Origin of the sequence: Paenibacillus sp. FSL R7-277 (assembly GCF_000517965.1) — a bacterium.
GTDB classification, from domain to species: Bacteria; Bacillota; Bacilli; order Paenibacillales; family Paenibacillaceae; genus Paenibacillus_AQ; species Paenibacillus_AQ silagei.
On record NZ_ASPX01000059.1, the window covers coordinates 1 to 17,751 of the forward strand.

Annotated in this window: 16 protein-coding genes; 13 read left to right on the forward strand and 3 right to left on the reverse strand. The window is 54.0% G+C overall.

Annotated elements, in window-relative coordinates:
• Window positions 1-883: 883 nt before the first annotated feature.
• The 3 genes from C173_RS18040 (at window position 884) to C173_RS18050 (ending at window position 4,472) form a co-directional block, all read left to right on the forward strand.
• Window positions 884-1,843 carry an ABC transporter permease gene (locus C173_RS18040; RefSeq protein ID WP_155991536.1) on the forward strand — a complete coding sequence of 320 codons (960 nt, stop codon included), beginning with the start codon at window positions 884-886 and terminating at the stop codon, window positions 1,841-1,843.
• Window positions 1,844-1,857: 14 nt separating this feature from the next.
• Window positions 1,858-2,757 (forward strand): carbohydrate ABC transporter permease, encoded by a 900-nt coding sequence (locus C173_RS18045; RefSeq protein ID WP_051478153.1) that lies wholly within the window; start codon window positions 1,858-1,860, stop codon window positions 2,755-2,757.
• 65 nt (window positions 2,758-2,822) lie between these two features.
• Complete coding sequence (locus C173_RS18050; protein ID WP_036727087.1) at window positions 2,823-4,472, forward strand: ABC transporter substrate-binding protein; 1,650 nt, start codon at window positions 2,823-2,825, stop codon at window positions 4,470-4,472.
• Window positions 4,473-4,586: 114 nt separating this feature from the next.
• Here the strand turns inward: C173_RS18050 and C173_RS18055 are convergent, their stop codons facing one another.
• Window positions 4,587-5,486 (reverse strand): LysR family transcriptional regulator, encoded by a 900-nt coding sequence (locus tag C173_RS18055; protein ID WP_036701597.1) that lies wholly within the window; start codon window positions 5,484-5,486, stop codon window positions 4,587-4,589.
• A 417-nt stretch (window positions 5,487-5,903) separates the two neighbouring features.
• Here C173_RS18055 and C173_RS18060 point away from each other — a divergent pair, with 417 nt between their 5' ends.
• The 8 genes from C173_RS18060 (at window position 5,904) to C173_RS18095 (ending at window position 14,093) form a co-directional block, all read left to right on the forward strand.
• Window positions 5,904-6,569 (forward strand): succinate dehydrogenase cytochrome b558 subunit, encoded by a 666-nt coding sequence (locus C173_RS18060; RefSeq protein ID WP_036727089.1) that lies wholly within the window; start codon window positions 5,904-5,906, stop codon window positions 6,567-6,569.
• Window positions 6,570-6,611: 42 nt separating this feature from the next.
• Complete coding sequence (gene sdhA / locus C173_RS18065; protein ID WP_036701593.1) at window positions 6,612-8,354, forward strand: succinate dehydrogenase flavoprotein subunit; 1,743 nt, start codon at window positions 6,612-6,614, stop codon at window positions 8,352-8,354.
• Window positions 8,355-8,392: 38 nt separating this feature from the next.
• A complete protein-coding gene (gene sdhB, locus C173_RS18070; protein ID WP_036727090.1) occupies window positions 8,393-9,157 on the forward strand; it encodes a succinate dehydrogenase iron-sulfur subunit in 765 nt (254 codons plus the stop codon).
• Between the two features lie 372 nt (window positions 9,158-9,529).
• Complete coding sequence (locus tag C173_RS18075) at window positions 9,530-10,363, forward strand: DUF3891 family protein (protein ID WP_051478154.1); 834 nt, start codon at window positions 9,530-9,532, stop codon at window positions 10,361-10,363.
• A gap of 100 nt (window positions 10,364-10,463) precedes the next feature.
• Window positions 10,464-11,150 (forward strand): ion channel, encoded by a 687-nt coding sequence (locus C173_RS18080; protein WP_051478155.1) that lies wholly within the window; start codon window positions 10,464-10,466, stop codon window positions 11,148-11,150.
• Between the two features lie 37 nt (window positions 11,151-11,187).
• Window positions 11,188-12,120 carry a metallophosphoesterase gene (locus C173_RS18085; RefSeq protein WP_081751231.1) on the forward strand — a complete coding sequence of 311 codons (933 nt, stop codon included), beginning with the start codon at window positions 11,188-11,190 and terminating at the stop codon, window positions 12,118-12,120.
• A 52-nt stretch (window positions 12,121-12,172) separates the two neighbouring features.
• The gene (locus C173_RS32940; RefSeq protein ID WP_051478156.1) at window positions 12,173-12,715 is read left to right on the forward strand and encodes a GNAT family N-acetyltransferase; all 543 of its coding nucleotides are present in this window, start codon (window positions 12,173-12,175) and stop codon (window positions 12,713-12,715) included.
• A gap of 652 nt (window positions 12,716-13,367) precedes the next feature.
• Complete coding sequence (locus C173_RS18095) at window positions 13,368-14,093, forward strand: NADPH-dependent oxidoreductase (RefSeq protein ID WP_235191940.1); 726 nt, start codon at window positions 13,368-13,370, stop codon at window positions 14,091-14,093.
• Between the two features lie 126 nt (window positions 14,094-14,219).
• Here the strand turns inward: C173_RS18095 and C173_RS18100 are convergent, their stop codons facing one another.
• Both C173_RS18100 and C173_RS18105 read right to left on the reverse strand, forming a co-directional pair.
• Window positions 14,220-15,029, reverse strand: coding sequence for a histidinol-phosphatase (locus C173_RS18100; protein WP_036727093.1), 810 nt, complete (start codon window positions 15,027-15,029; stop codon window positions 14,220-14,222).
• Window positions 15,030-15,074: 45 nt separating this feature from the next.
• Complete coding sequence (locus C173_RS18105) at window positions 15,075-15,977, reverse strand: LysR family transcriptional regulator (RefSeq protein WP_036701586.1); 903 nt, start codon at window positions 15,975-15,977, stop codon at window positions 15,075-15,077.
• 386 nt (window positions 15,978-16,363) lie between these two features.
• On the opposite strand from C173_RS18105, the gene C173_RS18110 reads away from it, so the two are divergent.
• Both C173_RS18110 and C173_RS18115 read left to right on the forward strand, forming a co-directional pair.
• A complete protein-coding gene (locus C173_RS18110; RefSeq protein ID WP_036727095.1) occupies window positions 16,364-16,819 on the forward strand; it encodes a chemotaxis protein CheX in 456 nt (151 codons plus the stop codon).
• A 28-nt stretch (window positions 16,820-16,847) separates the two neighbouring features.
• A complete protein-coding gene (locus tag C173_RS18115) occupies window positions 16,848-17,624 on the forward strand; it encodes an SDR family NAD(P)-dependent oxidoreductase (protein WP_036727097.1) in 777 nt (258 codons plus the stop codon).
• The last annotated feature ends 127 nt before the right edge of the window (window positions 17,625-17,751 follow it).

The window sequence follows — 17,751 nt, forward strand, 5'->3', positions numbered from 1 at the left end:
AAAAAGCGAAATAAAGAGCATATCTACAACAAGTACCGATTTTATACGGAGGACTCCGGGATAAGGGGGTCGCACCGAGAAGTGCCCCTGAATCCCGGGAAAGTTGGCTAAACGAGTAAATCAGGAGCACAAGTGCCCTTGAATCCCGGGAAAGTTGGCTAAACGAGTAAATGAAGAGCACAAGTGCCCCTGAATCCCGGGAAAGTTGGCTAAACGAGTAAATGAAGAGCACAAGTGCCCTTGAATCCCGGGAAAGTTGGCTAAACGAGTAAATGAAGAGCACAAGTGCCCCTGAATCCCGGAAAAGTTGGCTAAACGAGTAAATGAAGAGCACAAGTGCCCCTGAATTCCAGAAAAGTTGGCTAAACGAGTAATTCAGGAGCACAAGTGCCCCTGAGTTCGTGGAAAGTAGGAGTGTTCAAATCTATATTAGTCCAAAGCGTGCGGGGCGAGCAACAGTAGCTCCCTAATCATTCCTGATAGCTCTCATAGCTCCCGAATCGCTCCCTGTTAGCTATCATTGCTCGTTGATCGCTCCCTCATTGCTCCTTGATCGCTCCCTCATCACTTCCTCATCGCCCCAATCACTCCAATCACTCCAATCTCCCCTGGCCCCATCCCTCGCCATGCCTTTCTATCCGACTTGTACCTGCTCCCCTCCCAATTGAAAGCGCTTTATTAATTTTGGGAATGCCTATCAGTTTTGATTATTCTCCTGCGGCTGAGGCCAGGAGTGCCGGGCGGCAATCAATTGGCAATCAATTGTGATAGGTGATCATCAATACTCATGATATTCAAGACCCGGCAAAGGCGGTAGCATAGGAGCCAGGCCGGAGAATAATAGCCGGAAGCCGGCAAGAAGAATTCAAGGCAGGAGGTGAATATGTTGAAAGCTGCAAGCGCTTCACAAACGAATCACAGTCCTTTATTAAGAAGGAAACAGGGGTTCAGCTATTATTTACTGCGGGATTGGCAGCTCTATCTGCTGGTGATGCTTCCGCTGGCTTTTGTCATCGTATTCAAATATTTGCCCATGACCGGACTTGTAATCGCCTTCAAGGACTATAAGATCGCCAGAGGCTTCTGGGGCAGTGAATGGGCCGGACTGCAGGTCTTCCAGGACCTGTTCGCCAAGCCTGATTTCATCCGGGCCGTCCGCAACACCCTGCTGTTGAACGTGCTCGACCTGTGCTTCAGCTTCACGATGCCGATTGTGCTGGCTCTGCTGCTGAACGAGATCAAGAGTGTACGGTTCAAAAGAATCAATCAGACGGTGCTCTATTTGCCCCACTTCCTGTCCTGGGTCATTATCGGAGCCATCGCCTATCAGCTCCTCAGTGAGGGGGGCGGCGTTGTCAATAATCTCATAGAACTGATGGGAGGCACCCGGATTCCGTTCCTGCAGCAGGATACGAATTGGCTCATTAGCTATCTCGTGATCGGGGTCTGGCAGAGCATGGGCTGGGGCACGATTATCTATCTGGCGGCGATGAGCGGGATCAACCCTGAGATGTATGAAGCGGCTACGGTGGACGGGGCAGGCCGCTGGAGAAAGGTATGGAATATCACCCTTCCATCAATCCGGGCAACGATTGTGACGCTCTTGATTATGGCGCTGGGCAAAGTAATGGACGGCTCCTTCGAGCGTATCTATGCGCTGCAGAATAAGGCCACCACGGAGTTCACCACCACCATACCGGTCCTGGTGTACCGCTGGGGGATTGAGAGCGGTAATTTCAGCCGGGCGACCGCCATCGGATTATTCCAGTCCGTCATCGGAATTATTCTGGTCATTTCCGCGGACCGCGTAGCCAAGAAGCTTGGCGAGGATGGGATTTTGTAGAAAGGAGAGGAACCATGAAAGCAATTGCCGGAGGCACTGCCGCACCCCATAAAGCACGTATCGATATCTGGGAAACGCTGATCCGCCTCGTCATTATTATCATCTCATTGATCTGCCTGCTGCCGTTCATTCATGTTGTATCGAAATCGCTGAGCTCTGACTCCTTCGTCATTGCCAACAAGGTCTTTCTGTGGCCGCAGGGCTTCACCATTGAAGCGTATAACAAAATCTTCGCGGATGCCAGTATCCTCCGTTCCCTGTACATCTCGGTCATCGTGACTGTGCTGTTCACCATTCTGGGCATGATCCTGACCATCTGCGCCGCCTATCCGCTGTCCCGAACCCAGTTCAAGGGGCGCAGGGTGATCACCTTTATCTTCCTGTTCACCATGTACTTCAGCGGGGGCATTATCCCCGACTATATGAACATCAATAATCTGGGGCTGATGGATACCATCTGGTCACTGGTGCTGCCGCTCTCCTTCAGCGCTTTCAATCTTCTCATTATGAAAACCTCGCTGACCAGCGGGATTCCCGTCAGTCTGGAGGAATCTGCGCGGATCGACGGTGCCGGGCATTTCCGGATTCTGTTCAGCATTGTGCTGCCATTATCCAAGCCGATCATGGCGACACTCGCTCTCTTCTATGCAGTGGGACGCTGGAATGCTTATCAGGACGCATTGTTCTATATCAAGCATGAGACCTCGCTCCGGCCGCTTCAGCTCAAGCTGTATTATCTGGTCATTCAGGCAAGTGAAAGCTTCCAGCTGGAGGCCAGCCAGGTGCAGCTCAGCAATCCCGAGGTCCTGAAGGCGTCAGTCGTTGTATTCGCTACCTTGCCTATCCTCTGTGTGTATCCGTTCGTCCAGAAATACTTCGTTCAAGGTGTTATGCTCGGAGCCGTCAAGGAGTAATCCTGCGTCCCTGGTATATAGTCATTCTTTGGAATTACGAAAATTCAAAAAATGGGGGAATTGCGATGAGTAAAAGAAGCGTGTATTCGTTAATGATGGCATCCGTCATGACGGCCGGCCTGCTGGCCGGATGCTCCGGGGGAAATAACACCAAGGATACAGCCGAAGCCAGCAGTAAGCCGGCCGAGACTGCCGCTGCTACGAACCAGACCGAAGGAGCCTATCCTGATTATTCCAAGGGCTTTGAGAAAAAAGTCTCGCTCGACATTCCAGTCTATGAGCGTGCCTATGAAGGCTGGAACGTGTCCGATAACTACTATACCCGCTGGGTGCAGGCGGAGTTCGGCAACAAATATAATATAGAGGTTAACTATGTGCCGATTACCCGCTCCAAGGAAGTAACGGATTTCGAACAGCTGCTGGCTTCGCACAAGGCTCCGGATATTATTTTCCACTATGATATGCCGCAAGCGCTTACTTATTATGGTGAGGATGTGATGCAGCCGCTCGACTATGCAGAGATCCAGAATTATGCGCCGACCTACTGGAAGAACTTGGGTGAGACAATTGAACAGTATGGTACCGTGGACGATCAGAAGACCTTCTTCTTCGCTGCCCGCCCTGAAGCCGACAACTTCGTCAACATTATCCGCAAGGACTGGGTGGAAAAGGTAGGCATGAAGGTTGAGGATCTGACCTCGCTCGAGAAGTACAACGAGATGCTGGCTAAATGGAAGGAAGCCGGACTCGGGGTAAGCGGCGGCAATCTGCTGCAGAACTTCTTCAACTTCAACTATCCGTTCCGCAAATGGCCGGTGGATGCGAAATATCGTGCGCTGTATTCCGATCTCAGCGTTGCCGATCTGACTACGGAGGAGACTGAGGCTTACCTGCGGAACCTCAATTATCAGTATAACAATGGCCTGATTGATAAGGAATTCTATCTGCGCAACGATGAACCGAAGATTAAGGCTGAATTCGTGGCAGGCAAAACCGGCAACTTCGGCTTCTATCTGGCGAACAACACTGATGTTTTTGCGGCTACGCTGCAGAATAACCCGGATGCCGAATTTGCTGTGGTGCCTCCGTATGCGGGAGTTCCGGAAGGCAACAAGCCACAGGGACGCGCTTACTGGCCGTTCGGCTTCATTATGGGAATTAACTATGAATCCACGCCGGAAGAACGCGCAGCCGTGTGGATGTATCTGGAATGGCTCAGCCAGCCGGAGAACCTATTCAAGTTCCAGAACGGGATCGAAGGGGAGAACTATACGCTTGACGCAGACGGCATTGCGCTGAAGAACCCGGATTATAAGGGCGAAGCGGTGCTGGCACAGAACAATAACAAGGACTATTGGGGTCTGGTGACAGAAATTGCCCAGTACCCGGATGAAGCCAAGACCCGCAAGGCCAACCTGCGCAACTGGGCACCGGCCGGTTATGAGCCGCTGGCGGATGATCTGGTGAAGTATTATGACGAGGTTGCCGAATTCCGTACACCGGATGCCCTGTTCAATGTGGTGCTGGAGAAGGTGAACGAATACAAGGCGGATCTGAATACGCTGTTCCAGGAGCTGTACGTGAAGGTGGTGCTCGCTCCGGAGGCTGAATTCGATGCTACGTATGAAGCCGCCAAGAAGACGTATCTGGAGGCAGGCTACCAGGAGATTCTCGATGAGAAGCAGGCGGCAATTGATGCAGGCAAGTTCCGTTAATCTTGTGTAAGTCTGGCTTAGTATAGCAAAAAAATTACCCGGAAGTATCCTCACCCGGCAGGCCGATCCGTAGCATTACGGAGGCTTGCCGGGTGATTGCTGTGTTCCCCGCCGCTACTCGCGGCTGTTCAGGAAGACATCCTCCGTCACCTGCACCAGGCAGCGCGCTGCCGTGCTGAGTCCGCCGCTGCTCTGGTATATGAGGCAAGTGGTCCGCTGCGTCTGCTCCAGCTCCTTGATGTGCAGGGAGACCAGCCCCCCGCCGTTCAGCAGCTCCGGACGCAGATACGAATTCGGCAGCAGGGCCGCAGCTTTGATGGTGGGCAGCAGACGGACAATGGCCTCGAAGGAGTCGATCTCCATCCGTACATCGGGATCAACCCCGCAGCGCTGGAACAGATCATCTGTCGTCCGGCGGTACCAGGTTCCCTTGGAGAAAAGGATCATCGGCAGCCGGGAGAGATGCTCCATGGTGAGCCGCGGCGTCAGGGTCAGTGGATGCTGCTCGGAGACGACCAGCCGGAGCTGGTCCTCGAACAGCGGAATGCAGCGCAGCCCCGGCTCCTGGACCTGGGAGGCGATGATGGCCACATCGCATTTGCCTTCACTGACAGCGGTAACCATCTCATGGGTCTTCCCGGTGATAAGCTTGAGCTCGGCTGCCGGATATTTCTCTGTGTACGCTTTTACCAGGGGAGGCAGGGTTGTCTGCAGCGTGGTCAGGCTGGCCCCCAGCGTCACGAGCTGCGGCTCGCCCTCCTTGAACTTCGATAACGCTTCCAGGAACTTGGAACGCTGCTGCCGCTGCTCCAGCGCATAGGTGTAGGTAAGGCGGCCTACCTCTGTAAGCTCCAGGCGCTTGCCGAAGCGGTTGAACAGGGCGACGCCGAGCCGCTCCTCCAGCTTGGAGATTTTGCGGGAGAGGGCCGGCTGGGACAGGTTGAGCTGGCGCGAGGCCCGGTTCAGGCTGGAATGCTCCACCACCGCAGCAAAAGCATCTAAATCATCATACATTTCATAGTGCTCCTCTCTCTCCCAAATTCCCATTCAACTGTGATAAAAAGTATAGCAGATGAGCAGAGTTGCCCCTGATACGCAGGTAGACAAGTCTGGATTGTATGTTATTAATGAAGCTAAATGAGAATTATTATCATATTAAAAATATTCTTATGCAATTATAGTATAACGATTAATAATTAGATTGCAATTCCCTTATAAGCGAAAAAAGAGTAACATGAAAAGTGACACAGGATATTCACATATTGTGAATTATTCAGCAAAGTCCGGGAAAACAATGGATAGTGGTGCAAACAGACTATTAGCCGGTAAATCAAGCCTGCCGCTGCCCTGTTTCAACTGTACTCCCGGCGGTGTATGCTCTTTAAAAAGACTTGTGAAAACGCTGTTTTATATGGAAAGGGGACACTTTGCATGAGAGGATTTTATTCCAGAAAGATTCATTCCTTGCTCGGCGTTATCCCGCTCGGGGCATTCTTCCTTGAGCACATGCTGACGAACTTCGCAGCAGTAGAGGGTGGCGCTTCTGGCTTCACAGACAGTGTGCTGTGGCTGAACAGCCTGCCGCTTGTCTTCTTCCTGGAATTGTTCGGCATCTGGCTGCCGCTGCTGTACCATGGAGTCTACGGCCTGTACATCGCGTACCAGTCGAAGCCGAACCTGAACCGCTACAATCTTGAGCGCAACTGGCGTTATACGCTGCAGCGGATTACCGGAGTCGTCACCTTCATCTTCATTGTCTGGCATCTGTGGGACACCCGCGTCCAGGTAGCGCTCGGCAAGGTGGAGCATGATCAGCTTGGCGGAGTGATGCATAACATTGTGACCCAGCCGCTGCTGATGACTCTCTATATTGTCGGAATCGTGGCTGCCTGCTTCCACTTCTCCAACGGTCTATGGTCGTTCCTGATCAGCTGGGGAATCACGGTGGGGCCGCGTTCGCAGAGAGTATCGTCCGTACTTTGCCTAGGTATTTTCGTTATCGTTACTTTCATGTTCGTCCTGTCGCTGGTTACCTTCCGTAACGATGAATTCCAAACTGCCGCTACAGCGATGCAGTCAGTGCGCAGTTTTATTTAGTAATAGAAGAGAGAGCTATTAACTTGTAGGAGGGGAACAATCATGGCATCAGCCGATATCATCATCGTGGGCGGCGGTCTGGCCGGCCTGATGGCTACCATTAAGGCCGCTGAATCCGGCGCGCATGTACATCTATTCTCACTGGTCCCTGTCAAAAGATCACATTCCGTCTGCGCGCAAGGCGGCATCAATGGCGCCGTGAATACTAAGGGCGAGGGCGACTCGCCCTGGGAGCATTTCGACGATACCGTCTACGGCGGCGACTTTCTGGCCAACCAGCCTCCGGTGAAGGCCATGTGCGAAGCGGCACCGGGCATTATTCACCTGATGGACCGGATGGGCGTAATGTTCAACCGTACCCCAGAGGGGCTGCTCGACTTCCGCCGGTTCGGCGGAACGAAGCGCCACCGCACAGCCTTTGCCGGGGCGACTACCGGCCAGCAGCTATTGTATGCGCTGGATGAGCAGGTGCGCCGCTGGGAAGCGGAAGGTCTCGTTACCAAGAGCGAGAACTGGGAATTCCTCTCGGTGATTCTGGATGATGAGCGGGTCTGCCGCGGCATCAGCGCCCAGAATCTCAAGACGATGGAGATTCAGACCTTCCCGGCGGACGCGGTCATTCTGGCCAGCGGCGGTCCGGGGATTATTTTCGGCAAAACCACGAATTCGGTCATCAACACAGGAACCGCCGCAAGCGCCGTGTATCAACAGGGTGTGCATTATGCGAACGGGGAATTCATTCAGATTCACCCGACGGCGATTCCCGGCGATGACAAGCTGCGGCTGATGTCGGAATCGGCGCGCGGTGAAGGCGGACGGATCTGGACCTATAAGGACGGTAAACCGTGGTACTTCCTTGAAGAGAAATATCCTTCGTACGGTAACCTGGTGCCGCGCGATATTGCTACCCGTGAGATTTTCAATGTGTGTGTGGATCAGGGGCTGGGCATTAACGGCGAGAACATGGTCTACCTGGATCTGTCGCATAAGGACCCGAAGGAGCTTGACGTCAAGCTGGGCGGCATTATTGAGATCTACGAGAAGTTCATGGGGGATGATCCCCGCAAGATTCCGATGAAAATCTTCCCGGCTGTGCATTATTCGATGGGCGGCATGTGGGTCGACTATAATCAAATGACGAATATTCCCGGCTTGTTCGCGGCAGGGGAATGTGAATATCAATACCACGGGGCCAACCGTCTGGGCGCGAATTCCCTGGTCTCTGCCATTTATGGCGGGATGGTCTCCGGTCCGAAGGCTGTGGAATACATTAAGGGACTGAAGAAATCGGTGCAGGATATCTCCTCGACGGTGTTCGACAGCTTCCACAAGACGCAGACCGATAAATATGAGTCGCTGCTAGGGATGACTGGCACAGAGAATGCTTACGTGATCCATAAGGAGCTTGGTGAATGGATGACGGCCAACATGACCGTGGTGCGTGAGAACAAGAAGCTGGAAGCGACCATCGGCAAAATCAAAGAACTGAAGGAACGCTACAAGAATATCAATATGAGCGACACTTCGCGCTGGAGCAACCAGGGCGTGGCCTTCACCCGCCAGCTGTGGAACATGCTGGAGCTGTCGGAGGCGATGACGCTTGGAGCCCTCCTGCGGAATGAGAGCCGGGGCGCACATTACAAGCCGGAATTCCCGACGCGCAATGATGAGGAATTCCTCAAGACCACCAAAGCCGCCTGGACAGCAGACGGCCCGCAGATCTCCTACGAGGAAGTCGATGTATCGCTGATTCCTCCGCGCGTGCGGGATTACTCGAAGGACTGACAGGTTAGACTAACCAAACTTTCTAGGAGGTAACTGACATGGCGGAAACAGCAGCAGCTCCCAAAAATGTGAAATTTATTATTACCCGCCAGGATGAACCGGAGACCAGCCCCTATACGGAGGAGTTCGAGCTTGCCTACCGCCCGGGGATGAACGTGATCAGCGCGCTGATGGAGATTCAGCGTAATCCGGTGAACGCGAAAGGCGATAATACGGTTCCTGTATGCTGGGAATCCAACTGTCTGGAGGAGGTCTGCGGCGCCTGCTCCATGGTCATCAACGGCAAACCCCGTCAGGCCTGCGCAGCGCTCATCGACAATCTGGAGCAGCCGGTGCGCATTGAGCCGATGAAGACCTTCCCGGTCGTCCGCGACCTGGTGATTGACCGCAGCCGGATGTTCAATGCCCTGAAGCGGGTCAAGGCCTGGATTCCGATTGACGGCACGTATGATCTCGGTCCGGGACCGCGCATGCCGGAGAAGAAGCGCCAGTGGGCCTATGAGCTGTCCAAATGCATGACCTGCGGCGTCTGCCTGGAGGCCTGCCCGAATGTCAACGAGAAGACCGATTTCATCGGGCCGGCAGCCATCTCGCAGGTGCGGCTGTTCAACGCTCATCCTACAGGTGAGATGAACGCTGAAGAACGCTTGGATGCGCTCATGGATGACGGCGGCATCGACGGCTGCGGCAACTCGCAGAACTGTGTGCGGGCCTGCCCGAAGGGCATTCCGCTCACGACCTCCATTGCCGAGATCAACAAGCAGACGACGAAGCATATGTTCAAGCGCTGGCTGGGTGTCTGAGGCAATGTAGCCCATTTCTCTATAATCAGAATTGTAGCAGGCCATTCAGGTGTCAATCCTGGGTGGCCTGTTTGGCTGCGTCTGGCATAGTAACAGGTACGGATGTTTCTGGCCGGCTGGAAAAAGGGTACATGTGTAGACAGCCTGTAATGAGAAGCCTGTAGCTGCATAGAATAGCTATACGTCCGCAGGTTCCGATAAATATAGGTGAATATGTTATAATCTACATAGCCAAGTGGAAACGGCTTTGCCGTCCTTTTAAGGACGGTACCGTTTCAGCGAGAAATAGAAGGATAATTTATAGCGTAAAACATATAAATTTTTATATTTTAAAGATAACCGTCTGACAGCGGATAACGGGGAGGAATGACTGTGATTTGCCGTGAACAGGATGGAACGCTTGTAATGACGAAGCAGCATGAGCACGGTCTGCTGGCTGGAGAATTTGCTAAGTGGTTCAAGGAAGAGCATACGCCCGCGGAAGGCCGCCGGGCTGAGGTACTGTGGGCAGTAAGTAACCATGACCGGGGCTGGATTGATCTGGATGAGACACCGTTCTGGAATGATGCGGAGGGGCTGCCTTACAGCTTCCTCGATTTCCCGGTTGTGCCGAAGCTGACCTTTTATAGACGGGGAATCGATGAGGTGGAAGCGGAGACGCCATACGGGGCGCTGCTGTGCAGCTCGCATTTTGAACGGCTGATTGAGGTGTCGGGTGAGGAATGCCCGGAGCTGACGCAATATCTGGAGGATGAAGCGGACCGACGTGCCCGTATCCACCGGGCGCTGGAGCAGAGCAAGCCGCTTGAAGAAGGCGAGCTGTATTATGACGCCAGACTGCTGCAATTCTGCGATGATCTGTCGCTGTTCCTGGCGCTTAGTAGGCCGGGCAGCGCCGAATCCGAGAAGCACCCCTGGTTCGCAGACGGCTTCTCCGGCAGTGAGGAGTTCAGCTTCACCTCCGGCCGTGCCATTGAGGCGGAGTGGCAGGACAGTGCTACGCTGACCCTGACTCCGTTCCCGTTCACACAGGAGGTTGAAGTGAGCTTCAAGCAGCGGCGGGTCAGCCGCAAGGACATTCAGGCCAAGGGTATTGCCCTCGCCTACCGCGAGGCTCCTGAGGAAGAATGCCGGATCAGAGTCATAAGCGGACCGGAGGAAGATTCGCGGGTGAAGTCCGGAGCCGGTCAGCGCACTAAGGGGTAGTGTAAGTCCGGGGCAAGCCGCTGCTCTGCGAGTATCGGCAGGACCGGATAAGGACCTTCCCGGCGGGAAGCCGGGAGCATAGAACAGGAGCGTAAAAGCCATGGCATGGTGGATCTGGGCTTTTAATATCATTGTCATTGTATTCCTGGTAGTGAGATTTGCCCGGTTGAAGCTGAACTGGATGGGCAGAGGAGTGTTGCTCGCTCCTATTCTGATCTATGCGCTGATCTCGGTGGAGGATCTGCTGAACCTGATCGATCTGGGGACGATTGTGCCCGGCAACCGGGGACTGCGCGGACTGATTTTGTTTTTTGTCCTGGCTTCAGTCCTGTTTTATATTCTGTTTATTTTCCATGAAATCAGGGATTCCAACAGTAAGGAAGTCAGAATGCAGCAGACGCTGGTCCGGATCAGCATTGCTGCGTTCACCTGCATTCTTTTTTTTACAGTCGTATATACATCGATATATAAGCTGTTTGGACAGTCCTCGTTCCAGGGAGAAGGCTTGGGTCAGGATCTGCTTAGCCAGTTGATTACGTTCCTCTATTTCAGCGTGGCTACTTTTACGACCGTCGGTTACGGAGATATAGCTCCCATAGACAATACCTCAAGGCTGGTTGTAGTTATGCAGATCTGCTTCAGCTTCATTACGGTCGCCTATGCGCTGTCCATGCTGGGCTTGTTCCGCAAGATTCTTGGGGTAAATACCACGGAGGAAGAGATTGAGGCGGCCATTGAAGTAGATATTGATGACAAAGTGGATGAAGCCGTAGCGGATCGACAATAACCCGATTAGAATTCAAGACAGAGAGGAGAATCTCCCTATGAAAAAATCGTTCGGAGGCTCTCCCGAGCGTACGGTTCCTGCTGCTGGCGATGGCGCGGGAACAGGCCCCCCGAAGCCGGAAGGCCGAAGCAGCCGCAAGATGACCCGCCGCCAGTTCCTGGCCCGGGGGGCAGGAGCGGTGGTAGGGGCGGGTCTCCTCGCCGGCGGCTATGCCTGGCAGGGGGAGCCGAACTGGTTAGAGGTGACCCGCCGGGAGCTGCCGCTTGCGGAGCTGCCGTCCGCGTTCGCCGGGACCCGGCTGGTCCATTTCAGCGATGTGCATCTGGGCTTCAACAAGGATGCGAAGGATCTGGCCCGGCTGACGAAGCATATCAAGGAAGAGCAGCCGGATCTGATCTGCTTCACCGGAGATATCGTAGACAGCTATGCCGAGGATCTGACCGACTCAGTCCCCCTGCTGGCAGAGCTACAGGCTCCGCTTGGGAAGTATGCTATCCTCGGGAATCATGATTACAAGAATACGGAGCTGCTTACCCGTCTGCTGACGGAGGCCGGATTCCGCGTCCTGCGGAACGAGTCTTATCTGATCAAGCAAGGCGGAGCGACGATTGCCGTAGCAGGACTGGATGACATGCTGCACGGCAAGCCGGACCCGGAGGCAGCCATCCGGGATATTCCAGACGGCATCTTCACGGTGCTGCTGATGCATGAGCCGGATTACGCCGATGTGGCGGAAGCGTACCCGTTTCACCTTCAGCTCTCGGGGCATAGCCACGGCGGTCAGATTCGCCTGCCGCTGGTCGGCGCGCCGTTCACGCCCTACGGATCTCAGAAATACATAGACGGCTTGTATTATACAGAGAATAAGGCCATGCCAGTGTATGTGAACAGAGGTTTCGGCGAGACATTGATGCCGCTGCGCTTCCTGTGCCGCCCGGAGCTTACCGTGCTGACTCTGCGCCGGGGGTAGCCGGACTGCAAGAGAGGGACGCCATAGGCGGGAGAAGAAGAGGGAGAAGTTCATGAGCACTTATGAGATGATCATGGGGATGTCACTGCAAGGTTCTAAGGTAGAACTGAAGAATATGGCGTCTGGCGACGGAGCGCTGCTGAAGTTGCTGCTCTCCCACCCCGAGGTGCAGCCGCATATTCAGCTGCGCCATGGATCGACTTCCCGGCAGAGTGTGCTGGATAAACTGGTGAACCGGATGCTGCACGGCTATGATCCCGGCGCGCTGCATGCAGGAATCTATATGTTAGGCCAGCCGGAGCTGATCGGTTCAGTCTCCCTGCAGAACTGGAACCGGCAGGAGGGCCAGGCGGTGCTGGGCTATATGCTGAATCCGTTATGGTGGGGTCGCGGGTATGCAACCGAGGCACTGGGATTGCTGCTGGCCTACGGTTTCAGGGAACTTGGCCTGAGGAAGGTCGAGGGGCGCTGCCGGGGGGATAATTACCGGTCCGCTCAGGTCATGCTGAGGAACGGCCTGACCCTGGAGCGGACCCTGCCGATGGCGGACGGCTCGGGCGACGTAATGAAAGTCTTCACATTGTTACACAATTGAAATAATGCCGTTATCAAACTCTAACAGTCAGCGGTTAAACTAAGTACATGACCCCCTTTTGAAAATATAACTGCTGTTGGGACCCGATGATTCGGGTCCATTTTTTTTGGGCGTGTGCGGGGCTGGGCTCCCGATTAGAGGGATAAATCCCTTGGGATCGGCCGGAAGTTGGCTAAATGGCTGAATGGGGGGCATTAGTGCCCCTGAATTCGTAGATAGTTGGCTGGAATGCTGAATGAGGGGCATTAGTGCCCCTGAATTCGCAGATAGTCGGCTGGAATGCTGAATGAGGAGCACAAGTGCCCCTGAATTCGTAGATAGTTGGCTAAATGGCTGAATGGGGGGCATTAGTGCCCCTGAATTCGTAGATAGTCGGCTGAACGAGCGAATGAGGAGCACAAGTGCCCCAGAATTCGTAGATAGTCGGCTAAGTGGCCGAATGAGGGGCATTAGTGCCCCAGAATTCGTAGATAGTTGGCTAAATGGCTGAATGGGGAGCATAGTTCTCCTGAATAAGTAACCTCTGCCCTTACGTATAAACATTGTGTGCTGGCAGTCTCCGAGGGGATTGAGCTATGATAGTGTAGAGGGTACATGGACAAGTATAGATGGGGGAGGAAATGAACCTTTGAATGATGTGATTAGATTACTTATGAACCACCGTTCATTCCGTAACTACAGCGGGCAGGCGGTGGAGCCTTGGAAGCTGAAGACGATTATTGAGGCAGCCCAGGCGGCACCGTCGTGGGTGAATGGCCAGCAAGTATCGATGATTGCGGTACGCAGCGAGGAACGCAGGCAGCAGCTGTCGGCGCTAAGCGGTAACCAGAAGCATGTGGCGGAAGCACCGGTATTCCTGGTGTTCTGCATGGACTTTCACCGGGCCAAGCTTGCGGCGGAGCTGGAAGGCCAGCCGTTCGAAACGGCTGCGGATATAGACGCGCTGCTCGTTGGGGCTACGGATGTCGGCATTGCACTATCGAACGCAGTAGCTGCTGCCGAGTCGCTGGGGTTGGGGATTATCCCGATTGGGGGCGTACGCCGTAACACGGCAGGGGTGATTGAACTGCTGCAGCTGCCAGCGTATGTATTCCCGGTGGTCGGACTCTGCATCGGCTATCCGGCGGGAGAACAGCCGAAGGGTTCACGCCTGCCTGTAGCAGCTGTGTATCATGAAGAGGTCTATAACCCGGATCAGCAACACTTGATCGAAGAATATAATGAGACTCACCGGGAGCTGCTCAAGTCCCAGGGGCTGACGGAGCGGAGCTGGACCAGTATGATTGCCCGCTTCTACGCTCTGAATCCGCAGTATGGGGACTCGCAGCGTACCCTGAAGCAGCAGGGCTTCACCTGTGAGAATCTGAATAAGGAATAAGCACAGTATTAGGTGTACAGCGCAAAAAAGCACCACAGCAGCAGGCAGCGTGACGGGGAGTGTCCCGTTACGCTGCCTGTTTGCGCGGTGCTGGTTGTACGCGGAGAATTCCCGCCCACTTATTGCCTACAACGCGACCTTAACCTTCTCGCGCCGCTTGTAATAGACCCAATATTCGAATCCAATCTCCTTCAGCCGTGCAGCCACCTGATTACGCTGGTCGGCAACGCGGGCAGGGAGATGGGCATCGGAGCCGAAGCTGACCTCCACGCCGAAGTGCAGGGCCCGCTCCAAAATCTCATCGGAAGGGTACCAGCCGCCGCACAGCTTGGTGCCGCCGGAGGTGTTGATCTCGATGGCCGGGCCGCATTCGCCTATTACGCGCAAGGCTTCGTCAATCTCCTTGGGGGCAGCGATCTCGGAGAACGGCGGATAGTTCCCCTTCATGGCATCGATATGGCCGAGAATCTGGAAGATGCCGCTGCGTGCGGATTCGGCAATCAGCCGGTAGTACTCGCTTTTGGAGGCAAGCCTCTGCGCGGGGTCAAGCCCCTTCCAGCGGCCCTGGTTGAAGATACTGACCTCCTCAACATGATGCACGGAGCCGATTATATAATCGAACGGGTATGCGGAGTAGGTCTTGCGGTACAGCTCCGCATGCTCCGGGAAAAAGTCGGATTCCATACCGAGCAGAACATCAATGCGGCCTTCGTATTCTTTTTGCAGCGACAATACTTCCTCTACATAGTGGACCAGCTCGGACTTGGCCATAGCAATGCGCGGAAAAGCCTGCTCGGACGGGCTTCCGAAGTAAGGCGAATGATCGGAAATACCGATGACATCCAGCCCCGCCGCTATTGCGGCTTCAATATAATCCCGGATCGTGCCGTCAGCATGGCCGCAGCGGAAATGATGGGTATGCAGGTCGAACTTCATAATCGGAACATCTCCTTAGGCCAATATGGCGAAATAGGGTGCAGGTTACTCTGAGCCGATGAACTGGGTCTCGGGCATTCCCTTAAGGTCGCTCAGGAACTGTCTCATCGCAGAGTTGACATACTTGCCCGACTTGGTAATGACACCTACAGGGTGGGTAACCTCAAGCTCGATGATCGGAACGATCCGCAGGGTTCCGCTTCTGACCTCGGCAGTGACAGACTGCTTGGAGATGACCGCCGCTCCCAGATCAAGCTCGACCATCCGCTTCACTTCCTCACTGCTGGTCAGCTCCATAATCACCAGCGGCTGAATACCGTGCCTCGCCAGTACCTCATCGACAAATTTCCGGCCGACCGTATCCGGTGAGAGCAGGATGAGCGGGATGGTGCCCAGTGCCTCGATCCCGGCTGTTTTGACCTGGGCCAGCGGATGGCGGGGCGAAACCACCAGTTCAAAAGTATCATAATACAGGACCGAGGTCGTCATTCCCGGATTGCGGCCGATCAGATAGCCGATGCCGACATCCACAATCCCGTTCTCGACTTGCTGGTAGATCTGGGAGGAGGACATGGATGAGATCGAGGTTTTGATATGAGGGAACTGATCCTGGAAGTAGGAGAGCACCCGGGGGAGAATCTGGATGGCGATGGAGGTGGTCGTACCGAGAATAATATGCCCTTGGGGATTCTCTTCGAGATCGGCAAGGCGCTGCTTAAGCTCATCTACGATTCCGACAATCTGTTCCGCGTGGGCGAGGAAGACCTTGCCCCTGTCCGTCAGCGTCACCGGCTGGTTCCGGTCAACAAGCTGCGTTTTGAACTCTTCCTCCAGGCTTTTGATCTGGGCCGAGACCGCCGGCTGCGTCAGGTTGAGCAGCTCGCCCGCCTTGCGGAAGCTCATGGTTTTGGAGATGGTGATCAATGTTTCGAGCTGGCTGATATTCATGGACTGTCCCCCTTATGGCTACCGGATGGTGCCGCCGTATATTTGTACAAACAGGGAAAGCCGCAGCTTTCCGGAGGGCGTATGCGCACATGCCGGCTTCCAGAATTAGAGTCTGCAAGCCGCGGATTCTGACAAAGCAGATAGGTACAAGGGTCGCTGTGAGTGCTGCACTCGGAGGGTGTGACGCCGCAGATCTTACGTTTATTGATTAAATTATAGGAGATTCCTCCCGGGAGGGCAATGTTGCGCTCCAAACTATCTTCAGAAATCATTCGACAAGACCATTAATTTTTGGTGAATAATGCCGATATATGAAGTATAATAAATTTTATTGCTTAGGACTTTTGGTATATGACTAAAGACTGGTCGAGGGGGACAGCACTTTCATGAAAGCAGAAGTAATCAATCCGTTTTTAGAGTCTGCGCGCATTGTAATTGAACAGGTGATCCAAGTCTCGCCGTCCACCGGTATGCTGGGGATTAAGGATATTGAACTGATCGATAATCATATATGGATCCAAGTAGGAATGACAGGTCAGCTCAGCGGGAATATTATCTTCGGGATTGCCGAACCGGTAGCACTTAAGATGGTGTCGGCCATGATGGGCGGTTATGTGATAACAGAGATGGATGAGATGGGCCAGAGCGCCATTTCCGAGCTGGGCAATATGATCAGCGGCAATGCCAGTACTATTCTTTCCAATCAAGGGGTGTCGGTAGACATTACCCCGCCGAAGCTGATGAAGTCCGAGGGTATGTCCATCCTGCCGCGCAAAGCATTGAGTATTCCTCTTTTGATGGAAGGCATCGGGGAGCTTGATATTCAGGTTATGATCTCTTAGGCAAATAATCGGGAGTTGAACCTATTCCATGGCAGTACAAGGCAAGATTGTGGTGATTACAGGAGCTTCCAGCGGGATTGGAGCGCTAACGGCACAGATGCTCAGCGAGCGTGGGGCAGTTCCCGTTCTGCTGGCCCGGTCCAGGGACAAGCTGCAGGCTGTTGCGGCGGGCATTCAGGGGGAGCATGGGCTGTTCGTCTGTGATGTGACCGATGAAACAGCAGTTAAGCATACCTTTGCGGAGATCCTGAAGCAATACGGCAGAATTGACATTCTGCTCAATAATGCCGGTTACGGCAAGTTTGCGGCTTTTACAGAGATGGAGTCTGAAGAGTTCGCCGACATGATGGATGTTAACTATATGGGAATTGTGCGCTGCACCAAGGCTGTCGTTCCTCATATGCTTACACGCGGCAGCGGTCAGATCGTGAATGTGGCTTCCATGGCCGGCAAAATCGGAACAGCACGCTCAGTGTCCTACACGGCCACCAAGCATGCTGTTCTCGGCTTCACCAATGCGCTCCGCCAGGAGCTTCGTAAGAGCGGTATTATTGTCTCGGCTGTGAACCCCGGACCTATCGCCACCGAATTCTTCAAGACCGCCGACCCTTCAGGCAATTATGAACGAAGCGTAAGCCGGATCATGATGACGCCGCAGCATGTGTCCGCGAAGATCGTCAAGCTGATGGACAAGGGCAAAGAGGAAGTGGATCTGCCCGGTCTGGCAGGCTTCGGCATCCGGCTCTATGGCCTGTTTCCGCGGCTGGCAGACAAGCTGACCTATAACCTGATGAACAGAAAATGACCAGAGAAGTATAGATCATAGTTACCGTCTGTGGCGTGAACGGCTTGTCCCCCTTTGGTATACAGGATGGTATGACCGTGTTAAATACGGCCCCAACTTAGATTTTATGGCCTTCCATTTGGTGGAG

Excerpts from the sequence above, each read along its gene's own strand:
- C173_RS18060 (WP_036727089.1), top strand. The coding sequence starts at position 5,904 with ATGAGAGGATTTTATTCCAGAAAGATTCATTCCTTGCTCGGCGTTATC.
- C173_RS18110 (WP_036727095.1), top strand. The coding sequence starts at position 16,364 with ATGAAAGCAGAAGTAATCAATCCGTTTTTAGAGTCTGCGCGCATTGTA.
- C173_RS18085 (WP_081751231.1), top strand. The coding sequence starts at position 11,188 with ATGAAAAAATCGTTCGGAGGCTCTCCCGAGCGTACGGTTCCTGCTGCT.
- C173_RS18050 (WP_036727087.1), top strand. The coding sequence starts at position 2,823 with ATGAGTAAAAGAAGCGTGTATTCGTTAATGATGGCATCCGTCATGACG.
- sdhA (WP_036701593.1), top strand. The coding sequence starts at position 6,612 with ATGGCATCAGCCGATATCATCATCGTGGGCGGCGGTCTGGCCGGCCTG.
- C173_RS18095 (WP_235191940.1), top strand. The coding sequence starts at position 13,368 with ATGAACCACCGTTCATTCCGTAACTACAGCGGGCAGGCGGTGGAGCCT.
- C173_RS18055 (WP_036701597.1), bottom strand. The coding sequence starts at position 5,486 with ATGTATGATGATTTAGATGCTTTTGCTGCGGTGGTGGAGCATTCCAGC.
- C173_RS18115 (WP_036727097.1), top strand. The coding sequence starts at position 16,848 with ATGGCAGTACAAGGCAAGATTGTGGTGATTACAGGAGCTTCCAGCGGG.
- C173_RS18105 (WP_036701586.1), bottom strand. The coding sequence starts at position 15,977 with ATGAATATCAGCCAGCTCGAAACATTGATCACCATCTCCAAAACCATG.
- sdhB (WP_036727090.1), top strand. The coding sequence starts at position 8,393 with ATGGCGGAAACAGCAGCAGCTCCCAAAAATGTGAAATTTATTATTACC.
- C173_RS32940 (WP_051478156.1), top strand. The coding sequence starts at position 12,173 with ATGAGCACTTATGAGATGATCATGGGGATGTCACTGCAAGGTTCTAAG.
- C173_RS18040 (WP_155991536.1), top strand. The coding sequence starts at position 884 with ATGTTGAAAGCTGCAAGCGCTTCACAAACGAATCACAGTCCTTTATTA.
- C173_RS18100 (WP_036727093.1), bottom strand. The coding sequence starts at position 15,029 with ATGAAGTTCGACCTGCATACCCATCATTTCCGCTGCGGCCATGCTGAC.
- C173_RS18080 (WP_051478155.1), top strand. The coding sequence starts at position 10,464 with ATGGCATGGTGGATCTGGGCTTTTAATATCATTGTCATTGTATTCCTG.
- C173_RS18045 (WP_051478153.1), top strand. The coding sequence starts at position 1,858 with ATGAAAGCAATTGCCGGAGGCACTGCCGCACCCCATAAAGCACGTATC.